Source organism: Escherichia sp. E13S3 (assembly GCF_004212325.1).
Taxonomy (GTDB): Bacteria; Pseudomonadota; Gammaproteobacteria; order Enterobacterales; family Enterobacteriaceae; genus Escherichia.
Map to the genome: position 1 here is coordinate 44,267 of NZ_RHJR01000001.1, position 16,587 is coordinate 60,853.

Here is a 16,587-nt window from a genome sequence, read left to right on the forward strand (position 1 = left end):
TCATCACTGCCCCCATAGACGCATTGGTCCATGGATGGGTTGTACATGTAGTCCATCAGAAAACTCGATTTCTCACCGTAGATGCTACTGCTTTATAGCAGATAGTGAATCAAGAGATTACCCCATGCTCCAACCGCGAGATCAACATCATGACCTCGTAGGCGCCAGTCTCTGATGTCATCAGTTCTACAGGCGTTTTCCAGCGCAAAGCCCTATTAGGTTCATTCAACCATTTTTGGGCCCCTTCCTTATTACCTTCAAACAATTCTACTGCATGATCAATAGCGCGGATGAGTCGTACCAGTCGCTCGCTTTGTTCAGCGCTGAATCGTGTTTTTGTGCTGCGACTAAATTCCATTGACGAAATACCGCATGCTTTACTCAAATCGTTTTGCGTCATATTTGCCCATTTCATAATTAGTCTGGCTACTTTGCCATCTAGTCCTTTGTGGATTTGATCAAGCACAGCCATACCATGAGAATGTCTTAACCCGACTACCTGCCATAAGCGTGGCGGCTTAGACTGAGTTGTAGCTAACCCAAAAGTTTTCATACCTAGTCCTCCGGTTCATAATTTCAGCATATTCGTATAGCTGATAGGGTGCAAATATTTGCCTTTTATCTCATGTGCTAATGACATCCTGATTTTTACCAAACTCGACCGACGAGGGCACAATGCAATGGGCATCAGAAAAACGGAGGAATAGCTGGCTGCTTCAGACACTGCAGTATGTGGCATTGATTAGTCCTGCTTCAAGACTCAAAACACTGTTTATAGGAACAGTATTTCTATGATCTGAATCATAATTAGTCTTTGCAATACCGTTGTTATAAATGTTTTTCTTTAATACTATATGTAGATGTAGGTGTTCTCATGTTGTCAATATATTGTGTTTCTTTCGGAGATATTCTATGCCTATCAACAAAAAGCAATCCTCACCTAAGCTAGCCTCTCAAGCAGCAAAAGCTCTACAAAATGAAAATTCCTCTGAAATTAAGAAGAAGCTTGCTGCTTCTGTGGTTGCCCAAGCTCATACAGGTAAGCAAACTGGTGCTGAGTTGGAGACGATAGCTTCCGCTGTTATGAAAAGTTCAAAGTACAGCGAGGAAACCAAAAGCTATGCAGCGTCACTGTTATCGCAGTCGAATAAATCTCGTTAAGTTCAGCTAAAGGAATTGATAAGTGGCAAGGACTGAAGAGCAGCGAGCTCAGGCAACAGCAATTTTCGCAACTTACAAAGCAGAAGTTGAGAAGCGTGAGCTCTCTAATACTGACAACTATGATAAGCATATTCTGACTTTATCATCTGCTGGCCTTGCTATCTCATTAACTGTCTTTAAAGATATAGCTCCTCAAGGTCAAACAGCACATATTTGGCTGCTTTTCTCTGCATGGGTATTATTTGGATGTGCAATATTATCAACTATATTTAGTTTCTTGATTAGTAATGCAGCATTGAGGGCTGAGCTAGAAATTGCTCATAAATATTACATCGAAGAAGATGAAAGTGTTTTTGGAAAAGTAAGCCTGATATCAAAGGTTTTGAGTTGGGTGAACAGATTCTCAGGTATTTTTTTTGTTCTGGCTATAAGCTCGGTCATCACATTTGGTGTGATCAACTTTGATAGAAGAGCAGAAGTCAGCAAAAGCGATATGGTAAAAAAAACGCAACAAATTAATAACGATTGGTTGCCGCCGCCAGTGATGGAAAGAATACCCACTGATAAAGGTAATATGGTCCAATTCATGCACCAAGGTACATCAACGATTCAGCCAGATACACCTGCGATTGATCCACGGTCATCTGCAAGTTCTACTGGTTCCCCCAAAGAATAAGGTAATGATAGGAGCTAATTTGAACGATAAATCTAAGATAATACAGTCAGTTTCAGCCATGATGGAGGGAGCTCCAATTCCCTCTATGCAGCGCGTATTTGTAGGAAATGGTGCAAATGTTCCTCAGATGCAGGCGATCCCTACCGCACCCGCTCCTCAACAATCATCTGGAGAGTCTACTCTGCAACCATCCACAACTTCGTCCAATAGAAGTGAGTAAATAAGGAGCCTAGTAATGAGTTCAAATAATTACAAAGCAGTTCGTATTGGAGATGGTGCCATATCACCTATGATGGTTAAAGTATCAATCTCTAATGTTGAGAAACATGGCGCAACAATGCCAAAAATGCAGCCAGTTCCCAGCCAATCATCAGGTAGCGCAACCTCAGCCACTAAAACAACGAATAATAAACAGTAGCCAAACCATCGATACGGGCCTTTGCGCTGAAGTAAAGGCTTGTAATTACACATATACGGGGTCTGAAGCCCAACCGTACGAAAACGTACGCTAAGTACGTTTTTTAACCAACTTCGTCTACTGGGATATTCTCCGGTTCAAAAAACAAACATGTATAGAGTCTTTGTTGGATGACAGGGACAAGCGCAAGCTTGCCCCTACGGGAATGATTAAGCACATGACGTTACTCTGGAAGTGTATAGATGCTACCTTTATCATCACGTTTCAACAGCTTCCAACACGCGCGATGCTGCTTACCGTATTTATCCTCAAACGCTGGCATTTTCTGCCCTTCGCGGGTCTGAATATATTCAGTGGTACCGTTAATAATCGACGCCCACTGCCCGGCGTGGGGCGCAATTTCATCAGTCCAGCGGGTAATACGAACAGGGTCGTACGATTTACCGATTTCGTCTTTATCCAGCAGGGCGCTGGCTTCATCAAAGCGGGCAAACCATTTCATTGAAGACTCTTTATCAAACTGAAGATTTTCGTATTCAGAGTAGAAATGCAGGCCATTGTGCCCATCATAGCGGATGGGTCGAATAATCTGGTTCACCTTCACCAGCAGAGGGGGCAGGCCTTCGGTTTTCAGCTCCCCCAGTGGAGGGGGTAGTTCACCGGCTTTAAGTACGACACCATTGTTATAGGGCAGCAGACTGATTTCAGGGGTTTTGGCTAAGCGATGCTTTAATTTTTCCGCTCCCCCCAGTTTTTCCAGCCACGGCGTACCCAGAATAGTGTACCAGCAGGCTCCTTTTAGCCCCTCCACGGCTTCGCCACCTTCAAGCGTTCCGAGAGAATCCACCATCACGCCGGAAAAACGCTGGGCCAGGGCATATTCATAGGGGAACATCCGTTCGAATGCGTAGGGAAGAACAAACGACAGTCCGGCATGTCCACTTTCCACGGTGAAGGTGTCACAGAGCCACATCAGCCAGTCTTCATAACGCTGCTTTCCATCAGGTTCTTTCAGCATAGACAGTGGAAATGTCAGTTTGATAACTGAACGGTCGTTGTCGTTGTGAAACACCCGTTTGCCCATGATGAGAATGTCATAGTCTGGGGCTAAATAAGACTCTGTGGCGCTACTTAGTGTCCAGTCGAAGATTTCTTCAGGCGTAGAATCAAGTATTGCCTGTTTTTGTTTGGCGTAGTTTTTCTCAGTGATCGCAGTCCACTTCTTCCCGGGTAATGTTTTTTTCAGATGTGGCTTAAATTTCGCATAGAAGCGATCGACGCACTCCACCATCCTGCGGCGGATTTCCGGCGTATGCCCGTCTTTAAAAAAGACGGTGATAATCAGACCGAGATTGACCGCCGGGCTGCCGTCTTTATACTTCACGGCGGCTTCCGGTAGCCATTTCTCGATGTAGTTCAGCTCAAAATCCTGTAATTCCATACCTGCTCCTGTTTAACCGGCTGCCAGTGCCGCCGTCCCCGTACCGAGAATAGCCGCCAGTGTTCCCCAGGCGCTGATTGCCAGGCGAACAATCAGTAAAAACGCGCCAATAATGGCTTCCGGGATACCCAGCGTTACCACCAGAACGCCGATACCTACGGCAACCAGAATAACGCCGACCGTTTTCGCGACGTTGGTTAAAACCTGTACCCAGTCCACCTGTTTGAGCATCTCGAGCGTCATATCAGTAGCGTGCTGTATTTCTGACCATGCGGCCTTAATCTGGGCGCTGGTCCAGGACTTCACCGACTTCCCGGTTTTACTGGCCCAGACCCAGGCCTCGCTTCCCTGCCGGTAAACCCACTCGCCGCTGTCGTTAAGCCAGCCAACCGCTGAATTCAGGACCTGCTGCGTCTCTTTTGACAGGGCATTCCAGCCTTCAGCGACACCACGCACCGCCCCCTCACTGAGGTCGGCCACGGCTTTACCGGCATAAGTCCAGGGCTCTATTCTGGCAGCAACAGGGGTGGATGGCGGACGGGGCATAAAGATTGGCGGGTAGAGAGCCAGCGGCCAGTATTTCGCACCGCTGGTCTGCCAGGCTTTCATCGTCACGTTGACCACCTGGTCCACCCACTGCTGCTCTTCCGGGCGGCAGTCGTGGATCTCCAGAATGGTCATGCGGCTACGGTCCTTGCCAACAATTTTCATATATTCGTCGTATTGCCCACGTTTTAGCTCATCTTCTGGAAACTTCACCTCTACCAGGCGGGCCAGATTGTCACCGTGCATATGGCCTTCGGTATCTGGCCCTGCCAGTCCCGGCCAGCGATCCTGTTTATCTTTAACAATAATGATATCCGGACGGCGGTAAATGCCCTTGCCGGGCACCGGGAAGGGATTGGTGGTATGACGTCTGCCAGAGCCATCTTTTTTCAACAGCGTACTGCTCAGAAAAGGACGGGGCGGCGTGGTGCGCATATCAAACGCCACCTCAGCCTTGTAGTACCAGCAATAATTTCGGGCGATCTCATCCACGCGAATAAGCCCACTCATCATGGTCTGCTTAAGGCTCATCCGGTAAGTTTTACCTTCCCGACGGATTTGTGCCGACAGTTGCGGAAAACGCATGGCGTATTCCACCTTGATGTGCAGGTACTGACGGTTTTCTGTGGTTGGCAGACGCGACTGCTTTTCGATCATTTCGACACCCGTCGTGGTGCAGTCCCACGGCTGGTTGTTCGCCCCGGTAGGAATATCAGATGTCGGTGTCTCGGGTAAATCGGGCATTTCCATTATGACTGGCTCTCCCTGAGTTCGGTTTCCAGTTGCTGCGTATCGGTTTCCCCCACAAACCACATCGTTTCTTCGGGTTGTGGTTTTTTAACAAGAACATGCAGTTCCACATCCTCCTGTTGACGGGTATAAACCGGCACGGAGCGGCCTGCGTTATCGCTGTACCCCGTTGCTGTCTGGCCTGATGGAGTGGTGAGGCGATAGGGGGTATTGACCAGAATATTGCCGTTTTTGTCCTGCAACTCATAGATAGCCGAGTAGATATGCGAAGTACCCATACGGGGGAATGTCATCGGCATACTCTGCGCAGCCGCCGTCATCGTCCGCTTCACCCGACGCATATAGGTTGCCGTCGTGCCGTATTCGACTTTTCCCGCTTCCAGCTTCAGGTAGCTGCCACCGCCAGTCAGGATGATGCGTTTCTTGCCGGTAAACGAAATATCACTTTCCGAAGCCAGGGTGAGTTTTTTCTCAGCAAACAGCCGCAGATTGCCGTTCCGGACTTGTACATCTATCGGGCCTTCACCTGATTTCAGGCTCAGTGGTCCGGTACGGGCAAACAGGCCGAGTTTGTCACCCGCCAGCGCCGTCATATTCCCCATCACTCCGGTACTGATATCGCCTCCGGCGTTGATGGCCACGTTCTGTACAGCCGCCAGCTGCATATCTTCCCCGCTGGTGAAGGCCATCCCTTCCGGAGCCGAGAAAAGCACGGCTTCGTTGAGCGGTTTCAGCCGCTGCTCAAACATCTGCATCTGGTCGTCCACATGTGCCTTCAGCGCCTGTGCCTGCTCCGCCGCCATTTCCAGCTGTTGCAGTTGCTGGTTGAGCCGCTCAATCTCCTTCAGCGCCACCTCCATGTCCAGCGCATCACCCTGCGCTTTGGCCTGTGCATCCGCGCTCACAAACACCCCTTTCCCCGCCCGGACAACACCATATTCATCGGTGCGCAGCTCGATACCCGCGCCTCTTTGCTGCTCCTGGTTATCCACCAGGTGCCCGCTGTTGAGCTGCGTTTTACCGTATTCCGTGGCGAGCTTGATATGCTCTTCACCCCGCTTATCCTCCATCCTCAGCTTATTGTTCGCCGGAGTTCGCAGGATATTACGGGTGTGATTGTCACGATTAACCAGGTCAGGATGCGCCGAATCGTGCATCGCGTGGGAGATATAGGGCAGGTCAATGTCGCCGTTGCTGTACGCAATCGCCACTTCGGTGCCGTCGATGAGTGGCGTATGCCAGCCGCATGTTTCACCGCTGTACGGCTTTGCCATCCGCAGCCACAGATAGCCATAGCCCTGTTCTGTTTCTTCCCTGTCAAAGTCCAGCTTTACCCGGTAGCGACCGTACCCGTCGAGATGCGCATAAATATCGTTTTTCTCCCGGCTCTCAATCCGTGCCGGAAGGGTGCCGTGAATTTCAGGACGAACGGTTTCAGCCGGGCGGAAGCTATATTCCTCGCGATACGGCATACCCCACACTGAGACATGCAGGCGGGAATCGCGGGATGCAATGTAAGACGCGAAGGTGATTATCATGCCATCCTTCAGATCCTGCAAAGTAACGCCTTCGGGGTCAATAACCATGCCCGGACCCAGCCAGGCAGCATTGCTGAACAGATGCACGCGTGCGGATTTATTGAGTTCCCGCTCATGGTGAATGCGGGCATAAAACGCGCCGCTTTCGGTTTCCGGCTCAGATGTGGTGTCGTCTCCGGCATCACGATACGGTTCAGCATAACGATAATGCTCTCCCGTGGTGACGGCAGGAGAACGGACGGAGACTGATGTATCCATTGGCTCTGATGCGGTAAGGGGGTTGTAATCACGGGCACTGACCCTCCCCGTCACCGTATTATGCCAGGTGCGAACACCCCAGCAACACAATTCAGCGCCATCATACAGGCCGGAAGGCTCGTGATACGGCAGTGCACCGTTAAAGAGATAGTGAAGCTGGCTGTCACCGAAGATCGTCAAATCAAGTTTCGTGACGTCGTTCATCTCCTGGCGAAACCAGATACCGACTTCAGATAGAATGCGCTGAATAAATTCAAGATCGGTTTCCCGCCACTGAGTGATCAGTTCACGAACCGGGTACTGGCGGGACAGCGAAAATTCAAAGTCCGGGCCTTCCATGCCATGTGCACGCAGCACCAGTTCCACGACTTCCGGCACGGAGACATTCTGATAAAGGGCACAGCGGCGTGAGCGGGAGAGGAGAGAAAGGCGGGATTCAAGTGTCACGCTGTAGTGGGACTCATCAGCACTGGTGGAGAGCCATTCCAGTCGGGTAATGATGCCGTGTACCACCTTGCTGTCCCGCATGGCAAAACTGGCGTACTTCATCAACACCTGTTCAGGGAGGATACTGCTCTGCGGGATTGTGAATTCAATACGCCAGGAGAAAGGTTTGCTTAATGCCTCAGTCCCCCGAAAACGCAGCACATCGGGGATAACCGGACTGTCATTAATCTCGAGCGTATAGGCGTTACCTGTAACTGCTGTTATATCCGTCAACACAGTGCCATCCTGAATGTGATTATCCGGTCATGTCCGGTGTGGAAACCCTTCTTTATATCCGGGTATTGTCTTCATATTAATCAGTGAGTACAAGCGTTCCCGGCTGTCCGCAAGGCCCTTTGAATTTCGGGCAACCGCTCGCTATGCTGGCCACCATCAAAGATGGGTCACAGTTTTTGCTTCATCAATGTATTTATAGAGCGTGGGTCTCGATACCCCCATTAATTCACAAATTTGTGCAACTGTATGTTTTTTTTCATCATACAGTCGAACAGCCAGGGCCTGCTTATCCTTATTCAGCACCTTCGGCCTCCCACCTTTCCGTCCTCTGGCCCGTGCAGCCTGAAGTCCAGCCTGCGTTCTTTCCCGCGTCAGATTGCGTTCAAATTCAGCCAGTGCGCCAAACAGATGAAATATCAGCATCCCGGAACTGGAAGTGGTATCAATAGATTCCTGAAGACTTTTTAAACCGATATTTTTTGACTCCAGCAGTTTAACCATTTCAATCAGGTCTTTCAGCGAACGGCTCAGGCGATCCAGTCGCCAGATAACCAGGGTATCTCCGGGACGGGCAAACGCTAATACATCCTGAAGCCCTGGTCGTTCCGCTTTAGCTCCACTGATCTGGTCTTCAAAAATTTTTTCACACCCGGCCACCTGAAGTGCATCCCGCTGCAAATTCAGATTCTGGTCATCGGTTGAGACCCGTGCATACCCGACTAACATGATTTCACCTACAAATTGTTAATATACCCGCCGATGCTCCATCAATATTAACATTGTTTTATTTACCGCGTATTTTACAAAGAATTCTTCAGTCATTCCGTTGAGATCCGAAACGGGAAATCAGAGTAAAGAAAACGACCGTTTTCTTTACTCATGCCAGGGAGGCCTTTTTGCCAGCCGATTTTTTAAATGCCGATCAACGGGCCAGCTATGGTCAGTTCTCCGGCGAGCCCAATGATGTTCAGTTGGCCCGCTTCTTTCTGCTGGATGAAGCAGATATGGAGTTCATTAACAACCGGCGCGGCAGAGCCAACCGTTTTGCAGTGGCATTGCTGATTGGATGTGTTCGTTTCCTTGGCACATGGCCTCACGACCTGCCATCGATTCCGGCTAACGTACAGTGGTTTGTTGCACGACAACTGGGCATATCTGATACACGCGTTCTTTCTGAATATTCCAGAAGAGAAACCACACTGCGCGAGCATCAGGCACTGATACGACGGCGGTATGGCTATCGTGATTTTGCCTGGCCGTGGACCTTCAGGCTGAGCCGGTTACTGTTCACCCGCAGCTGGCTAAGCAACGAACGACCGGGTCTGCTTTTCGATCTGGCTACCAGCTGGCTCCTGCAAAACAAAATACTGTTGCCTGGCGTAACCACATTGACCCGTCTGATATCGGAAGTTCGTGAAAAATCGGCAGACAGACTCTGGTCACGTCTTTCCGGACTGGCATCAGGAGAACAGTGCTCATTGCTTGAAGAACTGTTACAGGTGCCTGATGGAAGGCGCACTTCACGTTTTGATCAGTTAAGAAAAGGTCCTGTTGCCATTAGCGGTCCGGCATTTAATCAGGCCGTCGCGCGCTACCTGAAACTGAAAGCATTTGGTATGCAGGGACTCGACTTTACCGGTATTCCTCCGGTGCGTTTTAATGCTCTCGCACGGTATGCCGATATGATTTCAGTGTACAAAATAGCCAGGATGCCACCCGCAAGACGAACGGCGATGCTGGTTGCGTTTGTCCGCTCCTGCGAAATATCAGCACTGGATGACGCGCTGGACGTTCTGGATGGGGTTATTGCTGATATCGGTCGGGAGGCGAAAAAAATTGGGCAGAAAAAACGGCTGAGAACGCTGAAAGATCTTGATAAATCAGCACTGGAACTGGCACATATCTGCTCGGTACTTCTGGATGAAAATATCGACAGTGAGTTGCTTCGCTCGACAATATTTGAAAAATTTCCTCCGGCCAGGCTGGCCGATACCATCACATTTATAAACGCTATTGCCCGGCCTCCTGATGCCAGCTTTCATGATGAAATGGTGGAACAGTACGGGAGAGTCCGCCGTTTTCTTCCCTGTTTGCTGGAAAATATTGAATTCAGCGCTGCGCCGGCAGGTGAAAGCACGCTGGAGGCTATACGTTATCTTGCGGCGATCCGATCAACACGGAGGCAGCATATTGATGATGCGCCAATAGCGATAATTACCGGTCCCTGGAAACGGCTCAGCTATGGCAAAGACGGTCATTTATCCCGACAGGGCTATACCCTCTGCGTTATGAATAAGTTGCAGGACAGTCTGCGGCGACGGGATATTTACGTCGCACGGAGCGAACGCTGGGGAGATCCACGGGCTAAACTTCTCCAGGGGCAGGACTGGCACACCAACAGAGTGCAGGTGTATCGTTCCCTAGGCCATCCTCTTAATGCCGGGGACGCTGTCAATGCGTTGGCCCGACAGCTCGACACGGTGTACCGACAGGTTGCCCAAAATTTTTCCGATAATCAGGCCGTTTCGCTGGATTTCAGCGGAAAACGCACGAAACTGACCATTGCTCATCTGAGTGGACTGGATGAGCCGCCAACGCTGAAGTTACTCTCAAAACGTATATCTGACCTGCTGCCAGTTGTCGATCTGACAGAACTTCTTCTTGAAATTAACGCGCATACAGGATTTGCTGATGAGTTTACTCATGCAAGTGAGGCTGGCGCCCGAATGGAGGGCCTGACCGTCAGTATCTGTGCTGTGTTACTGGCCGAGGCCTGTAATATTGGGCTGGATCCATTTATCCGCCCGAATATCCCGGCGCTGACCCGTCATCGGCTGAACTGGACCAGACAGAATTACCTGCGTGCTGAAACGCTGGTCAGTGCCAATGCACGGCTGGTTGATTATCAGTCTACTCTGCCTCTGGCTCAGAAATGGGGCGGTGGTGAAGTGGCCTCTGCGGATGGTATGCGGTTTATTGCACCTGTCCGTACAGTGCATGCAGGGCCAAACCGAAAATATTTTGGCTCCAGCCGCGGGATCACCTGGTACAACTTTATTTCAGATCAGTATTCCGGATTTCATGGCGTTGTCGTTCCAGGCACGCTAAGGGATTCTATCTTTGTTCTGGAAGGGCTACTGGAGCAGCAAACCGGGCTAAACCCAACGGAAATAATGACCGATACGGCAGGCTCCAGCGATCTGATTTTTGGCCTCTTCTGGTTACTGGGCTATCAGTTTTCTCCGCGTCTGGCTGATGCAGGTGCTTCAGTGTTCTGGCGCGTGGATAAAGATGCGGATTATGGCGTACTGAATGATCTTGCCCGTAACACAGCCAGTCCGCGGAAGATAGAGCAGCACTGGGATGACATGATGCGTATGGCCGGTTCCCTGACACTGGGAAAAATCCGTGCTTCAGTGGCGATCCGTTCATTGTTGAGCAGCGAACGACCTTCCGGCCTGACGCAGGCGATTATCGAAGCGGGGAAAATAAATAAAACGTTGTATCTGCTTAATTATATTGATGATGAAGACTATCGCCGCCGCATCCTGACCCAACTTAACAGGGGAGAAAGCCGACATGCTGTAGCCAGAGCGATTTGCCACGGACAAAAAGGTGAAATCAGGAAACGCTACCAGGATGGGCAGGAGGATCAGCTGGGTGCGCTGGGACTGGTGACCAATGCTGTCGTTCTCTGGAATACCATCTACATGCAGGCTGCACTGGAGCATTTACGTAATGAAGGTGAAACCATAAATGAAGAGGATGAAGCCAGACTTTCACCACTGAGACACGCGCATATCAACATGCTGGGGCATTACACATTCTTACGGAGCAGGTAACAAAAGGCCAGCTAAGGCCATTGAAGCAAGCGGAAGAAACGGATGAATGGCCTCTGTGACGGTCATCAAGCCCCGAAAAACAGCTGCTGAGCGCATTAGAGCAGCTACAACAGGACTACTCGAAAAGGCTGGACGAGTGGGAGAACGCCTTCGAGGAATGGCGGATGATGTCTGGTCTTATGCAACGGGAGAACGCGGCGCTGAGCGAGCAGCGCAATTTACCGAGGGCTTTGCTGCGGGTTTTACCCGGTAGGCACCATATTCTCACCGAACCCGCCCTTAGCGGTGTGGGCAAGGGATGTTATGATAAATTATCTGCCAGTCTGAAAGCTGGCTGGCGAAGCAAAGGGAAAGGAGAACAACCTGATGAGCATTTTAGTGACGGTACAGGCCCAGCTAGTTGTCGGGGAGGAACAGGTGATAAAGAGCCTGGCTCCTGAGGGTATGCTGGCCGCCGTGTTCGAAGACGACGGCCAGACCGGGTATTTCTACGCGCTCGATGAGTCTGTCGAAGGAAACCCGATCATGGACGCAGTACACATCTACAATGCTGACGATGTTTCAGACGGACACATTCCTTCTGACGTTAAAATTGGCTGGTCAGAAGACAGTCAGAAATGCGTGCTCCTGATTAACGGATACCCGCACGGGGCATTCGATTTTGTGGGTAAAAATGGTTACTGCAGGAGCGGTTTTCCTCCCCCGATAAACAAGGTGTGGTCTGCTTCTGGCCACGAGTGGAGCGATTCTGTGGATGACTTTTTCCGGTGAACAACGGCGGGCTTGGCGCCTGCCGTCATGGTTCGAACATCGGATGAAAGAAGCGGCAAAGCGAAAACTATTTCTCCACAGGGAAAGGGTATAACAGACCATCACGACTGAGGTCATATTGAAAACCGTAATAGTCATTGGCTAGGGGAATAGAGGCGATGGTTTTACCGCTTAAGCCCCCTTTCGACACCACTAGCAAGGTACTACTCCCTTTACGAGGATCTCTTGTTGTTTCTAGGTGATAGAAATAGTTCCCGTTACGCATAGCGAACCCGACACTCTTATTGCTCTCATACCAGCCAATATCTTCATCGGTTTTTAATACCTGAAGTTCAGGCTTATTAATCGGACCATACGTGTAACGATAGACACCATAACCTGTCCCTGCTCGACACACCTCCACAGCCTTTTTATGGTCTTCAGTGTAGGAAAAGTAAAGGGTTTGGTAAGGATAGCAGTCGGCAAAGTTAATCGGCCGACCACTGTCTGCCACGATGTTCGCGTGAGCTAACAGATGGGTGGTCAGCAGAATGCCGCCAATAACGGTATTGCGTAGAATCATCATTGATTTGCACCATGAGGTATATTGCTGCAGTAGTGAGGACATGCGGTAAGTTTTTCCATCAAAAGTGCGTATTCTGATCGCGCTTCCCGCACTGGTTATTTCATACTGTAGTTTTTAACTTGTTTGATCGGTCGGCGCCAGTTTACGCATTTATTTACCTCTGAGATCAACTCGGTGCTCGTTATGTAGAAGCCGGTCCATCAGCGCATCGGCTACTGTCGGGTTTAGTCTATTTTTTTCGCATGGATTATCCTGCAGATTTGGTTGTAAACGGGGGTTGACACTCAACGGAACGATTTCATACGTTAAGTACTTTTTGTCTGATAATATTGTGGACAGTGAAAAATACGCCTAAAACGGTGTGTTTTTAATCGGTAAATGGCACTTAACATCGCGGGGCTTGATGACATCCTGTTCAAAAAACGTACTTAGCGTACGTTTTCGTACGGTTGGACTTCAGACCCCTATACCTGACTGTCTCCCCAATGACTCACACACCGCGATTTAAGTGATACCTCCATCAGATGTGAAAACAAGTGCGAACTTCCGCCCCTCGCTTACATCGGACTTTCAGCCCAATGAGCTTGCCTACTCCGTGTTAATAGCGAACCTTGTAAAAATCGATCACTTCTAACCAGCGGGGATCAGGTCAAGGTGGATGGTTATGTGATAGATATCGTTACATATCAATTTGTTGTGTTTTTAGTGACATTATTTTCATGTCAAATATTGAATTAGTAGCAGAACTTTTTTTTAACGCTACAGCCTCAAAATAACGCTTGCGTTACATATCCCATAACCACGGCCATTCCTAAAATTACCATCAGAAAGGCAATAATCATCGGCGTGCGAAACATCGATTTCAGCAAAATAACTTCTGTTAAGCTAGCACCCGCACTGCCGATGATGAGTGCCATTACGGCTCCCATCCCCATGCCTTTGGTCATTAATACCGAAGCGAGGGGAATTACGGCCTCTGCACGTATATAGAGCGGGATACCTATAACCGCGCTCAAGGGGATAGCCAGTGGATTATCCGTTCCGGCATGTGCTGCAATCCATTGTGCTGGAATAAAGCCGTAAATAAATGAGCCAATTAGCACCCCAATTAACAGGTAGGGAAGCACTTCTTTAAATTGCCGCCATGCATCCTTTATTGCCTGAGTCGGCAGGCTGGGGGGAGCCGTTTTGGCAGCACTACAGCAATTAACAGCAGGTTTTGCGGTACAGCAAGATGTGGTTTGCGGTGTAAACGTCACGGAGCGCAAGCTAATTACGGGTTTATCGAACACCGGTTTGCAGCAGCTCGCGTTGCTCCCCTTCGCCGGTATGACGTATCGTTCAAAGCCAACAAAATCCAGTAACAAACTGGCGGTCAGCGAAACGCCGCACGCAATAACGGCGTACAGCAACGTGACCTTCCAGCCAAATGTTGCCCACATTAGCCCGACGATAATCGGGTTGAGTAATGGTGAAACAAACAAAAAGGTGAGCGTTGGGCCAAATCCCGCTTTTGCAGAAAGAAGACCGCGAAGCATGGGAATGGTTGAGCAACTGCAAAACGGAGTCATTGCACCTAACATTGCTGCCAGCAAATAACCGCGCCCTTTACGCGCACCCATCATTTTCTGGATCTTATGATCCGGGATTTTATGACGGATTATGCTGACACCAGCACTGATAAGAAGAAAAAGTAACGATAGCTCTACGGCTAAGAACAGGAACATCCCGGCGGCGTCGCGCAGCCCTGGTAACCATTCAAACATTTTATACCCTCTTTAAAACTATATTTCTAAAATTATCGAAATAAAGAGCGGTGAGCAAGATATTTCTGGTATTATCGAAATATCAATTAGCCGGAGAAACTACTTATGGAACTGGAAGATGTCGCTAAGGCACTGAAAGAATTAGGTCATCCGACCCGTTTGTTTATTTTTCGTCATCTGGTCAAAGCGGGAGAACGCGGGATGCCGGTAGGCGAGTTACAGAAGGAACTTGCGATCCCCGCATCGACCTTGAGCCACCATATCTCGGCGCTGGTCTCCGTTGGTCTGGTTAAGCAAAACCGAGAAAGTCGCACGTTGATGTGTGTCTCGCAATATGATGTTCTGGAAGGGATTATTAGCTTTCTGCGTGAAGAGTGCTGCGTGAATAACGGGAAGTATTAATATTCGCCGGGCTGTAGCATAACCACAATCCGGCGAGAGTCATTATTTTTTCGCAGACCCCGCTTCTAATATAGAAACGATGGAAAACAGTGTAAAACACACTGCACCTAAGCCAACCAAAACTCGCGAAGGAATAAAATAAGCCATATCGGTTTGCGCAATTTCAGCAAGGAACGCTGCAAGGAACAGGCAAAACAGACAGGTAAATACTGGAATCATGGGTATTCTGTTGGCTAACGAACAGGTGCGTCGCCATACCAGCGCCAACAGCCACACTTTGGAGAAAATACTGTAGCAGATCATTCCCAGACAAATAAGAATAATGCCGGGTGCCAGTCTGGCACTTGCATCTGAACTGACTAAAACGTAGATGCCCTGAATAACAGTAAGTGAGCCAAGCAAAATAACCCAATAGCACCACAGCCAATGCTCTTTCATTGAGAACGTATTCCGCGTTTGATGGACAATAGTGGCGACAAGACCAATAAGACAAGCGCAAATTGCCGTTAACCCCAGCAGTACGTGACCAGCAACATAATGTGGTGTGATATTTGCACTACGTAACAGCGCGACTGACCAAATGAAACCAAAGAGAGTAAGCAGAACGGGAACGGCAATTAAGCCATTACCGATTGTTGAAGAATAAGCCTGCAACGGCGTACCATCACTCTTACTGCCCGAGGCGTTTTTGGGAATTAGCAGAAAATGCCCGGAAGACGCCGCCACGGTTGATACGCAGGCAGCAATCATCCCAACACCGAAAATAACATGTCCGGCAACAAATTCATCGGCCATGACATTATCACTTGCCAGCAGCAACCATCCCCAAATCATAGTTGCGACAGACCCAGCGTAACCAATAATAGGGAATAATGTGTTGTATAATTTATTCACACCATGAGTTAACTGAGAGATAATAATAAATGCCGTAGTGAACAACGCCAGGCATATTGCAGAAAGCGAAATAAGTACATGGCCCGCCACAAAATACTCACTTTGCCCGGAACCTGCTAATACAAAATCACCCAACGCAATACATATTATCCCCATAATTAAAGGGATTAATTTAAATAGCCATCCGATATATATGTTCATCTCAATCTCCATATGCGTTGCCGCTAATGTCAGAAAGCGTGTAAGTAGTATTTTTAGTTAGTTAAATATAACAATGAGATACCACTAATTGTAAAAAGTAACTTTACTATAGCCGGATTTATTGTTCTGAGTATCGATTTTTAGAAGCAAGTTAATGCTGGTAAATAAATATTTATCCTACGGCTAATTCTGAATTAATATCTTTTTCTTATTTTTCATCGTTGCTTAAAACGCTTTTTTTCTCATCTACCCTCTTTTTGCAAAAATACCTTATTACCTTTCGTTAAGATATTTGTACACAAGATAATAATAACACTGCGTGATAGTCACCTTTCCTGTTTAAGACTATTTTGGGTTAAAAACGCTATCGAACAGAAGAACATCGCGATGTATCACAAGCTGATGGTAATCAAATAGACAACATGAATATAACTGTTAGTATTTAATTGATTTCACTTATGAGTATGCGTGTTTCATTTACGGCCAGGAATGCTGATGATGACAACATTACTACCCGTTTTCACCAGACCTTCCCCGTTGGCGCTCAGTTTGCTGCGCCCTGGCCGCCTTTGCCGTTTCCTTCTTATCCCGGATGGAATAATTCGCTGAACATCGTTCGGTGGCAGTTGTAACAC

The 16,587-nt window shown here is 48.7% G+C and carries 14 protein-coding genes and 2 pseudogenes; 8 read left to right on the forward strand and 8 right to left on the reverse strand.

Annotated elements, in window-relative coordinates; genetic code table 11:
* Positions 1-109: 109 nt before the first annotated feature.
* Positions 110-553: an antitoxin Xre/MbcA/ParS toxin-binding domain-containing protein gene (locus D9597_RS00210; protein WP_130221316.1), complete on the reverse strand. Its 444-nt coding sequence runs from the start codon at positions 551-553 to the stop codon at positions 110-112.
* A gap of 359 nt (positions 554-912) precedes the next feature.
* Here D9597_RS00210 and D9597_RS00215 point away from each other — a divergent pair, with 359 nt between their 5' ends.
* The 3 genes from D9597_RS00215 (at position 913) to D9597_RS00225 (ending at position 2,255) form a co-directional block, all read left to right on the forward strand.
* Entirely contained in the window at positions 913-1,161 is a 249-nt protein-coding gene (locus D9597_RS00215; RefSeq protein WP_130221317.1) for a hypothetical protein, read from the forward strand.
* Positions 1,162-1,183: 22 nt separating this feature from the next.
* Positions 1,184-1,837, forward strand: coding sequence for a hypothetical protein (locus D9597_RS00220; protein WP_130221318.1), 654 nt, complete (start codon positions 1,184-1,186; stop codon positions 1,835-1,837).
* 235 nt (positions 1,838-2,072) lie between these two features.
* Positions 2,073-2,255 carry a hypothetical protein gene (locus tag D9597_RS00225; RefSeq protein ID WP_130221319.1) on the forward strand — a complete coding sequence of 61 codons (183 nt, stop codon included), beginning with the start codon at positions 2,073-2,075 and terminating at the stop codon, positions 2,253-2,255.
* Positions 2,256-2,478: 223 nt separating this feature from the next.
* Here D9597_RS00225 and D9597_RS00230 read toward each other — a convergent pair whose 3' ends face one another.
* From D9597_RS00230 to D9597_RS00245, 4 genes are all read right to left on the reverse strand, one after another.
* Positions 2,479-3,696: a DUF3396 domain-containing protein gene (locus D9597_RS00230; protein ID WP_130221320.1), complete on the reverse strand. Its 1,218-nt coding sequence runs from the start codon at positions 3,694-3,696 to the stop codon at positions 2,479-2,481.
* A 12-nt stretch (positions 3,697-3,708) separates the two neighbouring features.
* Complete coding sequence (locus D9597_RS00235) at positions 3,709-4,992, reverse strand: VRR-NUC domain-containing protein (protein WP_130221321.1); 1,284 nt, start codon at positions 4,990-4,992, stop codon at positions 3,709-3,711.
* The gene (vgrG, locus tag D9597_RS00240) at positions 4,992-7,511 is read right to left on the reverse strand and encodes a type VI secretion system Vgr family protein (RefSeq protein ID WP_130221322.1); all 2,520 of its coding nucleotides are present in this window, start codon (positions 7,509-7,511) and stop codon (positions 4,992-4,994) included. The genes D9597_RS00235 and vgrG overlap by 1 nt, the downstream gene beginning before the upstream one ends.
* Positions 7,512-7,667: 156 nt before the next feature.
* Entirely contained in the window at positions 7,668-8,237 is a 570-nt protein-coding gene (locus tag D9597_RS00245) for a recombinase family protein (protein WP_130221323.1), read from the reverse strand.
* A 170-nt stretch (positions 8,238-8,407) separates the two neighbouring features.
* On the opposite strand from D9597_RS00245, the pseudogene D9597_RS00250 reads away from it, so the two are divergent.
* From D9597_RS00250 to D9597_RS00260, 3 genes and pseudogenes are all read left to right on the forward strand, one after another.
* Positions 8,408-11,412: pseudogene (locus D9597_RS00250) on the forward strand (Tn3 family transposase).
* A gap of 24 nt (positions 11,413-11,436) precedes the next feature.
* Positions 11,437-11,565 (forward strand): annotated as a pseudogene (locus tag D9597_RS00255) (MbeD/MobD family mobilization/exclusion protein); the annotation flags it as partial.
* A 154-nt stretch (positions 11,566-11,719) separates the two neighbouring features.
* The gene (locus D9597_RS00260) at positions 11,720-12,124 is read left to right on the forward strand and encodes a DUF2251 domain-containing protein (protein WP_130221324.1); all 405 of its coding nucleotides are present in this window, start codon (positions 11,720-11,722) and stop codon (positions 12,122-12,124) included.
* Between the two features lie 67 nt (positions 12,125-12,191).
* Here the strand turns inward: D9597_RS00260 and D9597_RS00265 are convergent, their stop codons facing one another.
* Together D9597_RS00265 and D9597_RS00275 are read right to left on the reverse strand one after the other, a co-directional pair.
* Positions 12,192-12,689: a hypothetical protein gene (locus tag D9597_RS00265; protein WP_130221325.1), complete on the reverse strand. Its 498-nt coding sequence runs from the start codon at positions 12,687-12,689 to the stop codon at positions 12,192-12,194.
* Between the two features lie 767 nt (positions 12,690-13,456).
* On the reverse strand, positions 13,457-14,455 hold the full coding sequence (locus D9597_RS00275) for a permease (RefSeq protein WP_130221326.1): 999 nt from the start codon (positions 14,453-14,455) through the stop codon (positions 13,457-13,459).
* A gap of 105 nt (positions 14,456-14,560) precedes the next feature.
* On the opposite strand from D9597_RS00275, the gene D9597_RS00280 reads away from it, so the two are divergent.
* Positions 14,561-14,857 (forward strand): metalloregulator ArsR/SmtB family transcription factor, encoded by a 297-nt coding sequence (locus D9597_RS00280; protein WP_000418114.1) that lies wholly within the window; start codon positions 14,561-14,563, stop codon positions 14,855-14,857.
* Positions 14,858-14,899: 42 nt separating this feature from the next.
* On the opposite strand, the gene D9597_RS00285 is transcribed toward D9597_RS00280, so the two are convergent.
* The gene (locus tag D9597_RS00285) at positions 14,900-15,952 is read right to left on the reverse strand and encodes a DUF2776 family protein (protein WP_130221416.1); all 1,053 of its coding nucleotides are present in this window, start codon (positions 15,950-15,952) and stop codon (positions 14,900-14,902) included.
* A gap of 495 nt (positions 15,953-16,447) precedes the next feature.
* Here D9597_RS00285 and D9597_RS23235 point away from each other — a divergent pair, with 495 nt between their 5' ends.
* Complete coding sequence (locus tag D9597_RS23235) at positions 16,448-16,561, forward strand: hypothetical protein (protein WP_214251098.1); 114 nt, start codon at positions 16,448-16,450, stop codon at positions 16,559-16,561.
* Positions 16,562-16,587 lie beyond the last annotated feature (26 nt).

Bases quoted from the DNA above. Each gene is read 5' to 3' on its own strand.
- D9597_RS00285 (WP_130221416.1), bottom strand. From the start codon at position 15,952: ATGAACATATATATCGGATGGCTATTTAAATTAATCCCTTTAATTATG.
- D9597_RS00275 (WP_130221326.1), bottom strand. From the start codon at position 14,455: ATGTTTGAATGGTTACCAGGGCTGCGCGACGCCGCCGGGATGTTCCTG.
- D9597_RS00230 (WP_130221320.1), bottom strand. From the start codon at position 3,696: ATGGAATTACAGGATTTTGAGCTGAACTACATCGAGAAATGGCTACCG.
- D9597_RS00245 (WP_130221323.1), bottom strand. From the start codon at position 8,237: ATGTTAGTCGGGTATGCACGGGTCTCAACCGATGACCAGAATCTGAAT.
- D9597_RS00210 (WP_130221316.1), bottom strand. From the start codon at position 553: ATGAAAACTTTTGGGTTAGCTACAACTCAGTCTAAGCCGCCACGCTTA.
- D9597_RS00280 (WP_000418114.1), top strand. From the start codon at position 14,561: ATGGAACTGGAAGATGTCGCTAAGGCACTGAAAGAATTAGGTCATCCG.
- D9597_RS00235 (WP_130221321.1), bottom strand. From the start codon at position 4,992: ATGGAAATGCCCGATTTACCCGAGACACCGACATCTGATATTCCTACC.
- D9597_RS00265 (WP_130221325.1), bottom strand. From the start codon at position 12,689: ATGATGATTCTACGCAATACCGTTATTGGCGGCATTCTGCTGACCACC.
- D9597_RS00215 (WP_130221317.1), top strand. From the start codon at position 913: ATGCCTATCAACAAAAAGCAATCCTCACCTAAGCTAGCCTCTCAAGCA.
- D9597_RS00225 (WP_130221319.1), top strand. From the start codon at position 2,073: ATGAGTTCAAATAATTACAAAGCAGTTCGTATTGGAGATGGTGCCATA.
- D9597_RS00260 (WP_130221324.1), top strand. From the start codon at position 11,720: ATGAGCATTTTAGTGACGGTACAGGCCCAGCTAGTTGTCGGGGAGGAA.
- D9597_RS23235 (WP_214251098.1), top strand. From the start codon at position 16,448: ATGATGACAACATTACTACCCGTTTTCACCAGACCTTCCCCGTTGGCG.